We start from the raw sequence: 15,014 nt of genomic DNA, 5'->3' as shown, positions 1-15,014 counted from the left end.
TTATGAGAACCCAACGGGCTTCTCTCCCCGTTCTGAGCCGGTTCTCATGCACTCCTCATGCAGCGGGACGAGCTTGGTCGGCATGAGCGAACAGCAGCGGTACCCCGGCGAGCAGTACGGCCCGTACGAGCCCCACGCGTCCCACCCGCAGCACGACCAGTACGGCCAGTACGAGCAGTACGGCCCGTACGGCCAGTACGAGCAGCAGGGCCCGGACCGGGCCCCGGAACCCCGGGTGATCGAGGGCACCGTGCTCGGCGCCGGCCGGACCGCCGACGCCCACGGCACCACCGGCCCGGCCGGGTACGGCTACCGCGAGGACCACTCCGGCGGCGTCTTCGACGGCCCGCCGCCGCCCCCGCCCACCCCGCCCGAGCCGCCCACGATCCTCGGGCCGGGCTCCCCCGAGGGCCCCGGCGACCACGGCAACCGGGCCCGGCGCGGACTGCTGCGCGGGCGGCTCGCCCTGGTCACCGCCGTCGCCGCGATCGCCGCCGTCCTCGGCGGGGTCACCGGCGGCCTGGTCGCCGGTGACCGGCAGGGTGCCGACAACCGCGTCGGCACCGTCGCCAGCCCGGTCTCCGCCCGCTCCGACGGCAGCGCCGACGTGGCCGCCATCGCCGCCGCCGTCTCGCCCAGCACCGTCCAGATCACCGTCAAGAACGGCAACGGCACCGCCACCGGCACCGGCGTCGTCCTCGACACCGACGGCCGGATCCTCACCAACTACCACGTGATCGACACCGCGACCGCCGGCGGCCGGATCACCGTCACCTTCAAGGACGGCTCCACCGCCCAGGCCACCGTCACCGGCACCGACAAGGCCCTCGACGTCGCCGTGATCACCGCGACCGGCGCCAAGAACCTCACCCCCGCCGTCCTCGGCGACTCCTCCGCCGTGGCCGTCGGCGACCCGGTCGTCGCCATCGGCAACCCCGACGGACTCACCGGCACCGTCACCTCCGGCATCATCAGCGCCGAGAACCGCGACGTCACCGTCCAGCTCGACGAGGGCAGCACCAGCAACAACGGCGGCTTCGGCCTCCCCTTCCTCCCCGGCGTCCCCGGCCTGCGCGGCACCACCCCGCAGCCCACCGGCGGCAGCAGCACCACCTACAAGGCCTTCCAGACCGACGCCGCGCTCAACCCCGGAAACTCCGGCGGCCCGCTGATCAACGCCAACGGCCAGGTCATCGCCGTCAACTCGGCGATGTACGCGCCCGGCGGCTCCGGCTCCTCCGGCGGCGGCTCGGCCGGCAGCGTCGGCCTCGGCTTCGCCATCCCGATCAACGACATCAAGCAGGTCCTGCCGAAACTCGAAGCCGGCCAGAACCTGTGAGCCACACTCGCTGAGACGGACAATTGCTCCCAGCAGGCCCTCCACCCGACGAGAAAGGGCACCCGCCCATGACCCCGTCCGCCGACGACCGCACCACCGCCGAGGCCGGCCACCCCTCCGCCCGGCTCCTCGTGGTCGACGACGAACCCGCCCTCCGGGACGCCCTGGAGAGCAGCCTCGCCTTCGAGGGGTACGAGGTCGCCACCGCCACCGACGGCTACGAGGCCCTGGAATCCGTCGAACGCGACCGGCCCGACCTCGTCCTGCTGGACATCATGATGCCCCGGATGGACGGCCTCACCGCCGTCCGCCGGATGCGCTCGCGCGGCGACACCGTCCCGGTCCTGATGCTGACCGCCCGCGACGCCGTCGGCGACCGCGTCACCGGCCTCGACGTCGGCGCCGACGACTACCTCGCCAAGCCCTTCGAGCTCGACGAACTGCTCGCCCGCGTCCGCGCCCTGCTGCGCCGCAACGCCCTCGCCGCCGAGGCCGCCGCCCGCGCCGCCGTCGAGGACGAGAGCGAGGTCCTCTCCTTCGCCGACCTGCGGATGAACACCGCCACCCGCGAGGTCACCCGGGCCGGCAAGCCGATCGAGCTCACCCGCACCGAGTTCATGCTGCTGGAGATGTTCCTCGCCCACCCCCGCCAGGTCCTCACCCGCGAACAGATCCTCAAGGCGGTCTGGGGCTTCGACTTCGAGCCCTCCTCCAACTCCCTGGACGTGTACGTGATGTACCTGCGCCGCAAGACCGAGCAGGGCGGCATGCCCCGCCTGATCCAGACCGTGCGCGGCGTCGGCTACGCCCTGCGCCAGGCCGCCGGCACGAGCGCGTGAACAACGTTCCGCCCCCTCCGCTGACCCCTCCGCAGGCCCGGACCCGCACGCCCGACCGCCGACAGCGCCTCCTCCACTGGTTCCGCTCCCGCTCCCTGCGCAGCCGCCTCATCTTCCTGAGCGCGGCGGCGGTGGCGGTGGCGATCGCGCTGTCGGCACTGGCGTGCTGGTTCATCGTGGAGAAGCAGCTGTACGGGCAGGTGCGGGCCGACCTGGCCGGCGCGACGCTGCCGCCGCCGCCCCGCGGAGTGCTCAGCCTCCCGTGCTACGCGACGCCGGATCTCGCCCTGCAGAACCAGCCGGGCAGCACAGCTACGGAGAACAGCGCAGCAGTCGTCAGGGACACCCAGTACGTCGTGGCCAATCCGGTGGGCGTCTGCCTGCCCCCGTACGCGACCAAGGCGATCGTGGTCCAGCCCGGTGACTCGGCGGGGTTCAGCCTCAGGAACGGCCAATCGATCATCCGTGACGGCCAATTCACCGACGGTACTCCTGCGGTCGTCCGTATTTCACTGACCCACTTCTCGTCACGCCCCGCTCTGCTGATGGTGGCCACCTCCACCCAGCCCGTCGAGGACTCCCTCCAGGGCCTCGCCATCCTCCTCGGCTCGGTCTCCGTCGGCGGCATCCTGCTCGCCGCCGTGGCCGGCCGCCTGGTCGCCCGCTCCGCCCTGAAGCCCGTCGACCAGCTCACCGACGCCGTCGAGCACATCGCCCGGACCGAGGAGGTCGGCACCACCATCCCGGTCCACGGGGACGACGAGATCGCCCGGCTCTCCACCTCCTTCAACTCGATGAGCACCGCCCTCGCCAACTCCCGCGAGCGGCAGACCCGGCTGATAGCCGACGCCGGGCACGAGCTCCGCACCCCGCTGACCTCCCTGCGCACCAACGTCGACCTGCTGATCCGCAGCAACGACACCGGCCGCCCGCTGCCCGCCGCGACCAAGACCAAGCTGCTCGGCAACATGAAGGCGCAGATGCAGGAGCTCACCCTGCTGATCGGCGACCTGCTCCAGCTCTCCCGCCCGGACACCCCGAAGAGCGGCCCGGCCCTCACCGTGGTCGCCCTGCACGAGATCGCCGGACGGGCCGTCGAGCGGGCCGAGCTGCGCGGCCCGGGGCTGGTGTTCGAGACCGACACCGAGCCCTGGTACGTGCACGGCGACGCGGCCGGGCTGGAACGCGCGGTGATCAACCTGTTGGACAACGCGGTCAAGTACAGCCCGCCCGGCGGCACCATCGAGGTCCGGCTGCACCAGGGCGTGCTGACCGTCCGCGACCACGGCCCCGGGATCCCTCCGGACGAGCTCCAGTACGTCTTCGACCGGTTCTGGCGCTCGCCCTCCTCACGCCAGCTGCCCGGCTCCGGCCTCGGGCTGTCGATCGTCGCTCAGAGCGTCCGGGAGGCGGGCGGCGAGGTCACCCTCGGTCCGGCGGCCGACGGCGGCCCGGGCGCGCTGGCCACCGTCCGGCTGCCCGGCGGCCCCGCCCCTCCCGGGCCGGCTCACGGTCAGTCGATGTCGCTGCCCGGGCCGATGATCTTGATCCGGTCCTGCGCCGGGGCCTGGAGCGGCGAGGCCGCCGAGCTGTGGGCGCTCAGGTAGGTCGCGAAGAGGTCCAGGTCCGAGGCGCCGACCAGCTTGTCGGTGCCGGCCGCGAAGGCCGGGAAGCCGTCGCCGCCGCCGGCCAGGAACTCGTTGGCCGCGACCCGGTAGGTGGCGGCCGGGTCGACCGGGGCGCCGTTCAGCCGGACCGAGTCCAGGACCACCCGGTCCGCGCCGGTCTTGCGCATGTCCAGGGTGTAGTGCAGGTTCGAGGACACCTGGAGGACCTTCGGCGCGGCGGTGTTGGAGCCGCTCACCTGCTGCTGGAGCAGCTGGATCAGCTGGGCGCCGGTCAGCGTCTTGACCTGCATCATGTTGGTGAACGGCTGGACGGTGAACGCCTCGCCGTAGGTCACCACGCCGTCGCCCTCGCCGCCGGAGGCCTTGTAGACCAGGTCGGAGCGGATGCCGCCGGGGTTCATGAAGGCGACCTGCGCGCCGCCCTTGTCGGCCGGGGCGAGCCCGGCGAGCTGCGCGTCGGCGATCACGTCACCGAGCGGCTTCTCCAGGTCGCTGTTGCCGCGGCCGTTGATGTCCGAGGCGATGTAGCCGATCGGACGGTTGGCGATCGGGGCGGCCAGCTTGGAGTAGCGGTCGACCAGCGCCGTCATGTCGGGCGCCTTCTCGACCGTGCGGCGCACCACGTGGTTCTCGGCCTTGACCGAGGGGCGCACGATCTCGCCGGTGGTCTTGTCCAGCTTCATGTCGATCTCGGTGAAGAGCCGGCCGAAGGAGGCGGCACTGGTCACCGAGCGCGGGACGCCGTTGGGGTCGGGGATGCTGCAGGCGTACGCGTTGTGGGTGTGGCCGGTGACGATGGCGCCGACCGCCGGGTCGATCTTCTTGGCGATGTCGACGATCGGGCCGGAGATGCCCTGGCCGGCCGCGCCGCAGTCGTAGTTGTAGACGCTGCTGGCCGGGTACCCGCCCTCGTGGATCAGCGCGACGATCGAGTTGACGCCCTTGGCCTTGAGCTCGGCGGCGTACTTGTTGATCGTGGTGACCTCGTTGGCGAACTTCAGGCCCTTGACGCCCTCGGCGGTCACGATGTTCGGCGTGCCCTCCAGGGTGACGCCGATGAAGCCGACCTTCACGCCCTGGGACTTGGTGATCCAGTACGGGGCCAGCAGCGGCTTGCCGGTCTTCTCGTCGGTGACGTTGGCCGACAGGTAGTTGAAGTTGGCGCCCTTGAAGGTGCGGCCGGGCTCGTAGCAGCCGTCGGTCGGGTGGCAGCCGCCGTCCTGCATGCGGCGCAGCTCCTGCGCGCCCTCGTCGAACTCGTGGTTGCCCACGGAGGTGACGTCCAGGCCGAGCTTGTCCATCGCCTCGATGGTCGGCTCGTCGTGGAAGAGCGCCGAGGTGAGCGGGCTGGCGCCGATGATGTCGCCGGCCGCGACGGTGATCGAGTCGTCGGCCGGGATGCGCGCCTTGCGCAGCTCGGTGGCCAGGTACTCGATGCCGCCGGCCGGGGTGGCGACCTCCTTGCCGGTGGCCGGGTCGATCTCCTTGATCGTGCCGGACGAACCGGCCGGGGGCTCCAGGTTGCCGTGGAAGTCGTTGATCGCCAGCAGCTGGAGGTTGACGGTCTTGTGGCGCTTGGCGTCGGCGTCGGCGGCCTGGGCGGCCGTCGGCACGACCACCGTGCCGAACAGACCTGCGGCGGCGACGACGGCGAGCGCCGTCCGTCGGGATCTGACGGTGAGCATGAAGGGTTCCCCTGCACCTTGGAAGGAGCACCGGCTGTGGACAGCATCGGCGTTCGAACATGTGTTGCGACTGCGAAGCCTAGGGTCAACGCGCGTAGCTGTCAGGACGTCGAACGTAACGAGAGGATTACCTACTGACGAACCGTCGCCGTCCGCCGGATGCGGAGACCGTGCGGAAGAGCCCCGACGACCCCGCTCAGACTCCCGGCTCGGAAGCCAACTGCCGTTCCGCACGCACCCGTTCGGCCACTGCGTCCTCGGTCATCGCGCGGTCGGTGTAGACCAGCGGACGCTCGGCCTCGGTGATGATGTGCTTGACCACCTGGACGTTGCCGTTGACGTCCCAGACCGCGATGCCCGGCGACAGGGTGGGGATGATCTCCACCGCCCAGCGCGGCAGGCCCAGCACCCGGCCGGTGGCCCGCGCCTCCTCGGCCTTCTGCATGTAGATCGTCCGGGTGGAGGCCATCTTCAGGATCGCCGAGGCCTCCTTCGCGGCCGCGCCGTCCACCACGTCGGACAGGTGGTGCACCACCGCCACGAAGGACAGGCCGAGCCGGCGGCCGAACTTCAGCAGCCGCTGGAACAGCTGGGCCACGAAGGGGCTGTTGATGATGTGCCAGGCCTCCTCGACCAGGAAGATGCGCTTCTTCCGGTCCGGCCTGATCCAGGTGTGCTCCAGCCACACCCCGACGATCGCCATCAGGATCGGCATCGCGATCGAGTTGCGGTCGATGTGCGAGAGGTCGAAGACGATCAGCGGCGCGTCCAGGTCGATGCCGTCGGTGGTCGACCCGTCGAACATGCCGCGCAGGTCACCGTCGACCAGCCGGTCCAGCACCAGCGCCACGTCCAGGCCCCAGGACTGCACCTCGTCCACCGCCACGCCCAGCGACTCCACCGAGGACAGCTCGGGGCTGCGCAGGGTGTCGATGATGTCGTTCAGCACCGGCTGGCGGTCCTGCACCGAGGCCACCACATGGGCGTGCGCGGCCTTCAGCGCGAAGCCCGCCCGCTCCTCCAGCCCGCGCCCCATCGCCACCTCGACGATGGTGCGCAGCAGCGACAGCTGGCCGGTCTGGGTGATCGCCGGGTCCAGCGGGTTGAGCTTCACCCCGCCGTCCCGGGCCGCCATCGGGTCCAGCCGGACCGGCTTTATGCCCAGCGCGTTGGCGATCAGGTTCCACTCGCCCACGCCGTCCTCGCCCTGCGCGTCCAGCACCACGACCTGGCGGTCACGGAACCTCAGCTGCCGCAGCACGTACGTCTTCTCCAGCGCAGACTTGCCGTTGCCGGACTCCCCGAGCACCAGCCAGTGCGGGGCGGGCAGCTGCTGCCCGTACAGCTGGAAGGGGTCGTACACGTACCCCTTGCCGCTGTACACCTCGCGGCCGATGATCACACCCGAGTCCCCCAGCCCCGGGGCGGCGGTGGGCAGGTAGACGGCCTGCGCCTGGCCGGTGGAGGTGCGCACCGGCAGGCGGGTGGTCTCCACCTTGCCGAACATCAGGCTGGTGAACGCATCGGTGAGGTTGCCGAGCGCCATGGGCGGTCTCCTGACGGGTCAGCGGTGGACGGACGTGCGGGTGCGCGGGTTGCGGGTGCGCGGGTGCGCGGGTCGGCCGGTGCGCTCAGCGGCGGATGCCGGTGGCGAACGGGAGGGTGTTGACGAAGGCCCGGTGGTGCTCGCGGTCGCACCACTCCAGCTTGAGGTAGCTCTTGCCGGCCGAGGCCCGGATGGTCCGCTTGTCGCGGGCCAGCGCGTCGGGGTTGCGCGAGGAGACCGTGATGTAGCCGACCAGGTTCACCCCGGCCGCGCCGGAGGCCAGGTCGTCGCCGCGCTGGTCCACCCGGCCGGTGTGGGCCAGGTCGCGCGGGTCCACCGTGCGGTTCATCTTGGCCGCACGGCTGGCCTCGGCCTCGTCGTTGGTCTTCTCGGTCAGCATCCGCTCGATCGCGACGTCGGTGGGCTCCAGGTCCATCGTCACCGCCACCGTCCGGATCACGTCCGGGGTGTGCACCAGCAGCGGCGCCAGGAAGTTGACGCCCACCGGGGTGAGCGGCCACTCCTTGATCCACGCGGTGGCGTGGCACCACGGCTCCCGGGTCGCCGACTCCCGGGTCTTCGCCTGCAGGTACTGCGGCTGGGTCGCGTCCAGCTCGGCCGGCCAGGCGTTGCGCCGGGACATCGCCTGGATGTGGTCGATCGGGTGGTCCGGGTCGTACATCGAGTGCAGCAGCGAGGACAGCCGGGCCTGGCCCAGCGGCTGGCGCACCCGGATGTCCGCCTCGGCCAGCCGGGCGCAGATGTCCGTCAGCTCGCGCGCCATCACGGCCGCCAGCCCCTCGTCGTCCCGCGCCCGCCGCCCGGTGGCCGTCCGGCCCATCGCGTGCGCCTCGGCCGCCAGGTCACGGGTGTAGTGCATGCAGGCCACCAGGTACGCCCGGTGCTGCTCCGAGGAGGTCGACACCATCGACTGGAGCTGGTCGTACGAGTCCTGCAGCCAGCGCGGCGAGGACGGGTCACCGCGCCGCTCGACGTCCTTGGCGTGCGCGTCCGGGTCCGCCGGCAGGGTCCGGGCCAGGATCTGCAACCGGGTCACGAAACCGTCCCCGTTGGCGACGTGCTTCAGCAGCGTCCCGAACCGGTCGACCAGGGCCTCCTGGTCCTCCGAGTCGCGCAGACCGACGCCCGGGCCCTCGATCTCGATCGCGGCCGTCACCGTACGCCGCTCCAGGTGCATCAGCACCCCGACCTCGTCCGGCCCGAACGGCGCCGCCAGCCAGCGCAGCCGCCCCACCCCGGGCGGCGGGCCCACCTCCACCTCCCGGCCGTCCAGCCGGGTGCCGGCGTCCATCACGTCCGAACGCCACACCGCCCGCCCGCTGCGGACCGTCCGACGGTAGGTGCGGTTGATCTCCACCCACTTGTAGAACGTCCTCTTGCGGTACGGCACGTACACCGCCGCGATGGCGAGCGCCGGCAGACCGACCAGACCACCGATCCGCAGCGGCAGGACCGGCATCAGCAGGCCCCAGAGCATGCCGAGGAAGGCCCCGAAGATGATCAGCACGATCTCGCCGGACTCCCGGTTCCGGCCGATCGGCGCGTTCGGGCGGGCCTTGCCGATCAGGTAGGTGCGGCGCTGGTGCACGTACGGCTGGGCGTACTGGGCACCGTACTGGCCGAGCGGTTCACTGCTCACTTACCCGTCACCCTCCCTTCGCTGGATTGCTGTCGCGGATCGGAACCGGGGCCTGCGGCGGCCCGCCCTGCGGCGGCGGGGCCGGCGTCCGGCCCGCGTGGGCGGCGATGCCCGGCGCGACCGAACCGCCGCCCGCACCCCCGCCACCCGTGCCGGCCCCCTGCGGACCGCGGTCGCCGTGGGTGGTGATGCCCTGCTTCATCAGGTTCGCGGTGCCGTTGATCATCGCCGAACCGGCCTGCACGGCGTTGGCCCGGGCCCCGCGCATGTTCAGCAGCTCGTCGCCGAAACCCGGCACGAAGCGGTACACCGCGGCACTCGCGAAGATCGACAGGAACAGGATCGCCAACCCGGACAGCACCCGGGCGAAATCGTCGTCGGCCCCGGACCCCGTCGCCACCGCCCCCGCCAGGCCCAGGATGACCACGATGATCGGCTTCGCCAGATCCACCGCCAGCATCACGCCCGCCCAGCGCCGCACGTGCTTCCACAGCTGCCGGTCCACCAGCCCCGCGTACACCGCCGTCCCCAGCAGCGCGCCGACGTACAGCATCGCCGCCCGGATCAGCAGCTCGATCCAGAGCACCGCCGCCGCCAGCACCGCGACCAGCGACACGATCACCAGGATCAGCGGACCGCCGCCCACGTCACCCTTCTCCAGCGTGTCGGCGAACCCGCCCAGGTACGACCCGGTGTCCGTCTTCGTCCCGACCGCTATCGCCTTGGTCAGCCCGTCCGTCACGCTCACCACGGTGAACAGGATCAACGGCGTGAACGCGGACGCCACCACCGTCAGCCACAGGAAGCCGATCGCCTCCGAGAACGCCGTCGTCAACGGCGCCCCCCGCACCGCCCGCTTCGCCACCGCCAGCAGCCACAGCACCAGCGTGATCACCGTCGACACGGCGAACACCACGGCGTACTGCTGCAGGAACGACGCATTGGTGAAGTCCACCTGCGTCGTCCCGTCGATCGCCCCCGACAACTTCCGCACCACCCACGCCGCGGCCTGCGCACAGCTCTTGGCCAACGACCCGAGGGGGTCGGTCACGGCCCCGACGGTGCCGCTCCCGGGGAGGGAGCTCCCCCCGGGCTTGTCCACGCAGAGAATGCCGTTCCCTGAGATCGGCAGGTCAGGGCAATTGGCGTTGGCGCTGGGCGTCGGAGTGGCCGTCGGCGAAGGCTCTGCGAACACCCGCTGGGCCGCCGACAGTGCCGCCACCTGCAAGGTGGCCAGCACACCGGCGAGGGTGCCCACACGGCGCCGTGTGCCGGAACGGCGTGAGGTCTGGTCAACGCGCAAAACGGAACCCCCCGAACTGCTGGACGGCGCCGGTGATCTCATCGGCGGTGGCGGCCTGCTGGTCTGCGGGCACCGGCGCGGGGCCCTGCCTGCTGGTGTAGTCGGTGAGCTTCCAGTCGCTGCCCGTCCAGTGCAGCGAGAGCGTGAGGGTGAACCAGTTGGTGGTCACCGGCTGGACGGAGCGTTCGCCGGCGAGGCCGGTGAGGCCGGTGCACCACACCTCGATCTTGGCGTCGCCCTCGCTGTAGCCCGTCGATTTGGTGCCGACCGGGACGGTGCGGCTGACGAAGGTGAGGCCCTTGGGCGCGCGGCCCTGGGCGTCGAGGCCGTAGCGGGTGGCGGTGTCGCCGCCGAAGCCCTGGTCCAGCCGGCTCTGGAGCCCGGCCAGGGCGCCCGGGTCTGTGATGGTGGCGACGATGCCGTGCCGGCTGTCGGTGCGGAACATGTCCGCGGAGCCGATCGCCACCGCGTAGTTGGTGGCGGCCGACTGGGCGCCCGGTTCGGTGTGCGGGTAGCCGGTCGGGATGCCGTTGACGGTGGTGCCGGCGGGCTGGTCGCCGCTGGGGGCGGGGCCAGCGCCGGTGCCGGAGCCGGCGCGGTCGGTGGAGGAGCCGTCGCTGCCGCTACCGGTGCCGGGTGCGACGCGGTTGGCGACGGCGATGGCCACCACGAGCAGGGTGACGACGGCCAGGACGGCCAGCAGGGCGCGCAGCGGACGGGTCTGACGGTGGTTCGACGGGGGGGAGGACTGTTCGCCGACCGGCAGGCGCGTACGGGTGCGCGGCTGGTCGTCGGACAACGGCACGGCGGCCCTCCTGGTGCGGGGAGCCGGGGCGGCTCCGGGGGCCCTCCGTCCGGGGGCGGGCGCGGACGGGGGGTGGGAACGGGGGTGGATTCCTGGCGGGTCGGCTGTCGGAGGGGGTCCGGGCGGGGGCCCGGCCTCAGGCAGGTCGGACTACTGCTGTCCGATCGTCAGATCGCCATGCCGTAGACAATGGTGAACAGGGTGCCCAGTGATCCGATGATGAACACGCCGGTCAGTCCGGCGACGATCAGTCCCTTGCCCTGTTCGGCGCCGAAGCTGTCGCGCATCGCGGTCGCACCGATCCGCTGCTTGGCCGCGCCCCAGACCGCGATGCCGAGGCAGAGGAGGATGGCGACGGCCATGATGACCTCGACCATCACCCGCGCCTCCGACCCGAGGGTCGCGAACGGCCCCCAGTCCGGGGCGATTCCGCCGATGATGGTGTCGATGTTCGGCTTCTTGGGGGGGTCCTCGGCCAGGTGGCCGACCGCATTGGTGTGCACGCTGCTCAGGTTCATTTCCATCTCACCGCCCGATCAGGCAAATTCAAGGGCCCGGACCCGGCCCGCGCGAAGGGTCGGTACCTATTCTTGGCCAGATCTGATGTCGACTTGGCTACTTCTCGCGAATCGGTCGTGAGGCATCGGACACGTACGCGAGGATGTACACCGTACGAAGGATAGCGCTCACTGTTCGTATCTCTGATGATTGCGGTGAGCAACGCCTTCCGGGACACTTCGACTGACGATTCGTCGGGATGGTGCTGATGGTACTCCGGAAGGCCGGTACGGCCGCCGCCGCTGCGGGAGTTGTTGCGTTCGGGTTCATCGGGCTGGTGACGATGGGGACTTATGCGGCAAGTGGGACGCCGCAGCAGGCGGCGAATCGTTCCGCCCTCTCCCCCGGAACGGTCCCCGCGGCCTACCAGGACCCGATCCAGAAGTGGGGCGCGCTCTGCGCGGAGATCTCCCCGCCGATGCTCGCGGCACAGCTGTACCAGGAGAGCGGTTTCGACCCCAGGGCGCGCTCCGGGGTCGGGGCGCAGGGCATGGCGCAGTTCATGCCCAGCACCTGGCCCGACTACGCCACCGACGGCAACGGGGACGGCAGGGCGGACGTCTGGGACCCGCTGGACGCGATCGCCTCGGCGGCGACCTACGACTGCGCGATCGCCAAGCGGGTCGCGAAGGTCCCGGGCGACCCCCAGGCCAACCTGCTGGCGGCCTACAACGCCGGCGAGGGCGCGGTGGAGAAGTACAACGGGGTGCCGCCGTACAAGGAGACCCAGGGCTACGTGCGGAACATCCAGGCGATGGCCCGCAGCTTCACGGCGCCCGCCTCGCCGACCGCGCCGCTGGAGGTGTCCCCGCAGTCGTCGGCCGCGATCTACTTCGCGCAGACCAAGCTCGGCACACCGTACCTGTGGGGCGGTGAGGGCCTGCCCTCGCAGAGCGGGCGGTTCGACTGTTCGGGCCTGACCCAGGCCGCGTTCGCCAGTGTGGGCATCACCCTGCCCCGGGTGGCCAACGACCAGTGGTACGCCGGGCCGCACCCGTCGCGCGATCAGCTGCGGCCGGGCGACCTGGTGTTCTGGGCGACGGACCTGAGCGATCCGCGGAGCATCCACCACGTCGGGATCTACGTGGGCGGCGGGTACATGATCAACGCCCCGCACACCGGCGCGGTGATCCGCTACGACAAGATCGACACCCGGGAGTACATCGGCGCGACCCGGGTCACCTCGGACGGGGCCCAGGCGCTGCCGACCCGCAACAACGACGGCGCGGTCAACGCTCCGTCCCGCCCGGGCGGGACGGAGCCCACCGCCCCCGCGGGGAACCAGGGCGGCACCCAGGGCCTCCCCCAGGGCGGCGCGCCGGGAAGCGCCCCGGCGACCCCCGCCCGGTCGGCCGTCGCCGCCCCGCCCGCACCTGCCGGGCCGGCTCCCGCCGGGGCGGGTCGGTAGGTGCGGTGGGGCCGGGACGGCGGGGAGCTGTGTGCGCGCTGTGGACGCTGAGTCAAGTTTCCATAACCGCGCGTTTCCGTGGAACGCTGTGTCCCGGTGATGACGTTGGGTCCGGTGGTCCCTCGTCAGCTTTCGGCGCCGGGCGGGCCCCGGCGGGAACGTACAGGTGCAGCGGACCAGAAGGAGGTGCGGCGTGTCGACGCCGCTTGCCGACACGACCAACCCCGACCTCGACCTGCTCTACGCCGTCAACGGCCTGGCCAAGCGCTCCCCGCAGTGGCTGGACCACCTGGTCTCGTGGATCGGCGAGTACGGCATCCTGATCGGCCTGGCGATGCTCGGTCTGGTGGCCTGGCTCCAGGCCAGACGCCGGCCGGACGCGCCGGTGGCGGTGGCCGGGCTGCTCTGGGTGCCGCTCTCGGTGGCCGTCGCCGAACTGGCCAACCTGCCGATCGCCGCGATCGTGAACCGCCCGCGTCCCTTCGTCGACCATCCCGGGCTGCTGGTGCTGGTGGACGGCAAGGCCGGCACCCACTCCTTCGTCAGCGACCACTCGACCATGACCATGGGTGTCGCGGTGGCGCTGTTCCTGGTGAACCGCAGGCTGGGCTGGATCGCCGGCGGGCTGGCGCTCCTCCAGGGCTTCTGCCGGATGTTCATGGGCGTCCACTACCCGACCGACGTGATCGGCGGCTTCGCGCTCGCCGTCGCCGTGGTGCTGCTGCTGGCGCCGATCGCGATGGCGGTGCTGGTGCCGTTCTGCCACGCGCTGAGCCGCACGGCGGTCGCCCCGCTGATCCGGGCGCCCGAGCGCGGCGGTGCGGCCCGCGTCGGGGCCGGTCCGCGTGGCCGTCGCCGCGGGCGCGGGGCGGTGCGGGCCGGGGAGCAGCCGCCGGAGTCCGACCTCGCGGCCTGACGCCGTCTCCCGGGCCCGGCGCGGCGGAGGTGTCCAGGGCCCGGCGCCGCGCAAGTGTCCCGGGCCCGGCGCCGCGGAGGTGTCCCGGGCCCGGTGGGATCAGTCCGGTCCGGCGCCGTTCTCGGCGAGGTGGTCGGCCCCCTCGCGGCGGGCCAGATCGCGCGAGCGGCGGGCCGGGGAGTACCAGCCGCAGCTGCAGGTCGCGAAGGCGAAGGATCCGCGCTCGCCGACCGCGAGGCGGTGTTCGGGCATCCGGGCGGTGCCGGGTGCCGTCGGCAGCTCACTGTGCACGTGGTTCACGGTAGCGCCCGCGCCGGCCCCCGTAACCCTTGGCGTCCCAACTCGTTTGCCCGGAAAGAGCTCTGCCCGCCCGGTGGTGGCCGGCGGGGCAGTCGGGCCCGAGGGGGTTGTCGCGAGGATGAAGATGACCGACCAGCAGCGCACCGGACGGTCGGCACGCCGTCCGGGTCCGCACCTGCGCTCGGCGGCCGGGGCCGCCCTGCTCGCCGCCGTCCTGGCGGCGGGGGCCGCCGGCTGCTCCGGCGGCCCCGTCGACGGCTCCTCCGACCAGCAGTCGGGCGCCCCCGACCAGCTCGCCGCGGACGCGCTGACGGCGGTGCGCAACGCCCCCGACATCACGGGCCGCACCGGCTCCGCGCACGCCGCGACCGAGCTGGTCACCGAGTCGACCGAGAAGAAGGCCTCGTTCAGCGGCACCGGCGGCTACGACTACGTCAAGCGGATCGGCCGGCTGGAGGTCCAGGTGCCGCCGGGTGCGGCGACCACCGGGAAGATCGTCGAGGTGGTCCTGCCGGGCACCGTCTACCTCCAGAACAGCGGTGCCAAGGTCCCCGCGGGCAAGTGGGTCAAGCTGGACGTGCGCCAGCTGCCGGACGGCAACCTGGTCAGCAGCGGGGCCACCGACCCGGCCTCGGCGGCGGGGGCGCTGCGCGGGGCGCAGAAGGCGGAGGCGGTGGGCACCGAGACCGTCGACGGGGTGGCGCTGCACCATTTCCGGGGCACCCTGGACCTGGTGAAGGCGGCCGACGCGACGGGCGGCAGGGGCGGGGACGGCCTGCGGACGGGCGCGCAGACCTTCACCGTCAAGGAGGTCCCGTACGACGCCTGGCTGGACGACCAGGGCCGGCTGCGCAAGGTGGTCGAGGTGTTCACCTTCGCCGGGGTGGCCGGGTCGAAGGAGCCCAAGGACCAGGTGAAGGTGACGTCGACGACCTCGCTGTCGGACTTCGGCAAGCCGGTGGAGGCGGCCGAGCCCTCGGCCTCGGACATCTACCGGATGAAGCCCACGGAGAGCCCGAAGTAGGGC

13 protein-coding genes are annotated in these 15,014 nt (G+C 72.0%); 6 read left to right on the top strand and 7 right to left on the bottom strand.

The genetic code is table 11. The features are described from left to right. Positions 1-82: 82 nt before the first annotated feature. The 3 genes from ACFVGO_RS24715 to ACFVGO_RS24705 all read left to right on the top strand — a co-directional run bounded on the left by ACFVGO_RS24715 (position 83) and on the right by ACFVGO_RS24705 (position 3,785). A complete protein-coding gene (locus ACFVGO_RS24715; RefSeq protein WP_380354405.1) occupies positions 83-1,339 on the top strand; it encodes a S1C family serine protease in 1,257 nt (418 codons plus the stop codon). A 68-nt stretch (positions 1,340-1,407) separates the two neighbouring features. Next, positions 1,408-2,178, top strand: coding sequence for a response regulator transcription factor (locus ACFVGO_RS24710; protein WP_359915066.1), 771 nt, complete (start codon positions 1,408-1,410; stop codon positions 2,176-2,178). Further along, positions 2,175-3,785: an ATP-binding protein gene (locus ACFVGO_RS24705; RefSeq protein ID WP_380634059.1), complete on the top strand. Its 1,611-nt coding sequence runs from the start codon at positions 2,175-2,177 to the stop codon at positions 3,783-3,785. Before ACFVGO_RS24710 ends, ACFVGO_RS24705 begins: the two co-directional genes overlap by 4 nt. Here ACFVGO_RS24705 and ACFVGO_RS24700 read toward each other — a convergent pair. From ACFVGO_RS24700 to ACFVGO_RS24675, 6 genes are all read right to left on the bottom strand, one after another. Next, entirely contained in the window at positions 3,692-5,491 is a 1,800-nt protein-coding gene (locus tag ACFVGO_RS24700; RefSeq protein WP_359915072.1) for a bifunctional metallophosphatase/5'-nucleotidase, read from the bottom strand. The genes ACFVGO_RS24705 and ACFVGO_RS24700 overlap by 94 nt on opposite strands. 196 nt (positions 5,492-5,687) lie before the next feature. After that, positions 5,688-7,037 (bottom strand): ATP-binding protein, encoded by a 1,350-nt coding sequence (locus tag ACFVGO_RS24695; RefSeq protein WP_359915075.1) that lies wholly within the window; start codon positions 7,035-7,037, stop codon positions 5,688-5,690. Positions 7,038-7,122: 85 nt separating this feature from the next. Further along, the gene (locus ACFVGO_RS24690) at positions 7,123-8,697 is read right to left on the bottom strand and encodes an SCO6880 family protein (protein ID WP_359915077.1); all 1,575 of its coding nucleotides are present in this window, start codon (positions 8,695-8,697) and stop codon (positions 7,123-7,125) included. 7 nt (positions 8,698-8,704) lie between these two features. Beyond that, positions 8,705-9,937 (bottom strand): hypothetical protein, encoded by a 1,233-nt coding sequence (locus ACFVGO_RS24685; RefSeq protein ID WP_380634054.1) that lies wholly within the window; start codon positions 9,935-9,937, stop codon positions 8,705-8,707. A 52-nt stretch (positions 9,938-9,989) separates the two neighbouring features. Beyond that, positions 9,990-10,805 (bottom strand): hypothetical protein, encoded by an 816-nt coding sequence (locus ACFVGO_RS24680; protein ID WP_380634051.1) that lies wholly within the window; start codon positions 10,803-10,805, stop codon positions 9,990-9,992. Between the two features lie 167 nt (positions 10,806-10,972). Continuing rightward, on the bottom strand, positions 10,973-11,323 hold the full coding sequence (locus ACFVGO_RS24675; RefSeq protein WP_359914191.1) for a hypothetical protein: 351 nt from the start codon (positions 11,321-11,323) through the stop codon (positions 10,973-10,975). 248 nt (positions 11,324-11,571) lie between these two features. On the opposite strand from ACFVGO_RS24675, the gene ACFVGO_RS24670 reads away from it, so the two are divergent. Both ACFVGO_RS24670 and ACFVGO_RS24665 read left to right on the top strand, forming a co-directional pair. Further along, positions 11,572-12,771 (top strand): NlpC/P60 family protein, encoded by a 1,200-nt coding sequence (locus ACFVGO_RS24670; protein ID WP_380354392.1) that lies wholly within the window; start codon positions 11,572-11,574, stop codon positions 12,769-12,771. Positions 12,772-12,964: 193 nt separating this feature from the next. Further along, positions 12,965-13,687, top strand: a complete 723-nt coding sequence (locus tag ACFVGO_RS24665; protein ID WP_359914186.1) for a phosphatase PAP2 family protein — start codon at positions 12,965-12,967, stop codon at positions 13,685-13,687. Positions 13,688-13,786: 99 nt separating this feature from the next. Here the strand turns inward: ACFVGO_RS24665 and ACFVGO_RS24660 are convergent, their stop codons facing one another. Then, positions 13,787-13,978: a hypothetical protein gene (locus ACFVGO_RS24660; protein ID WP_359914184.1), complete on the bottom strand. Its 192-nt coding sequence runs from the start codon at positions 13,976-13,978 to the stop codon at positions 13,787-13,789. 133 nt (positions 13,979-14,111) lie between these two features. Between ACFVGO_RS24660 and ACFVGO_RS24655 the strand changes: the two genes are divergently transcribed. Beyond that, a complete protein-coding gene (locus tag ACFVGO_RS24655; protein WP_359914181.1) occupies positions 14,112-15,011 on the top strand; it encodes a hypothetical protein in 900 nt (299 codons plus the stop codon). Positions 15,012-15,014 lie beyond the last annotated feature (3 nt).

The sequence above is a fragment of the Kitasatospora sp. NPDC057738 genome (assembly GCF_042798815.1).
Taxonomy (GTDB): Bacteria; Actinomycetota; Actinomycetes; order Streptomycetales; family Streptomycetaceae; genus Kitasatospora; species Kitasatospora lactacystinica.
This window is presented reverse-complemented; position numbering and strand designations above follow the sequence as displayed.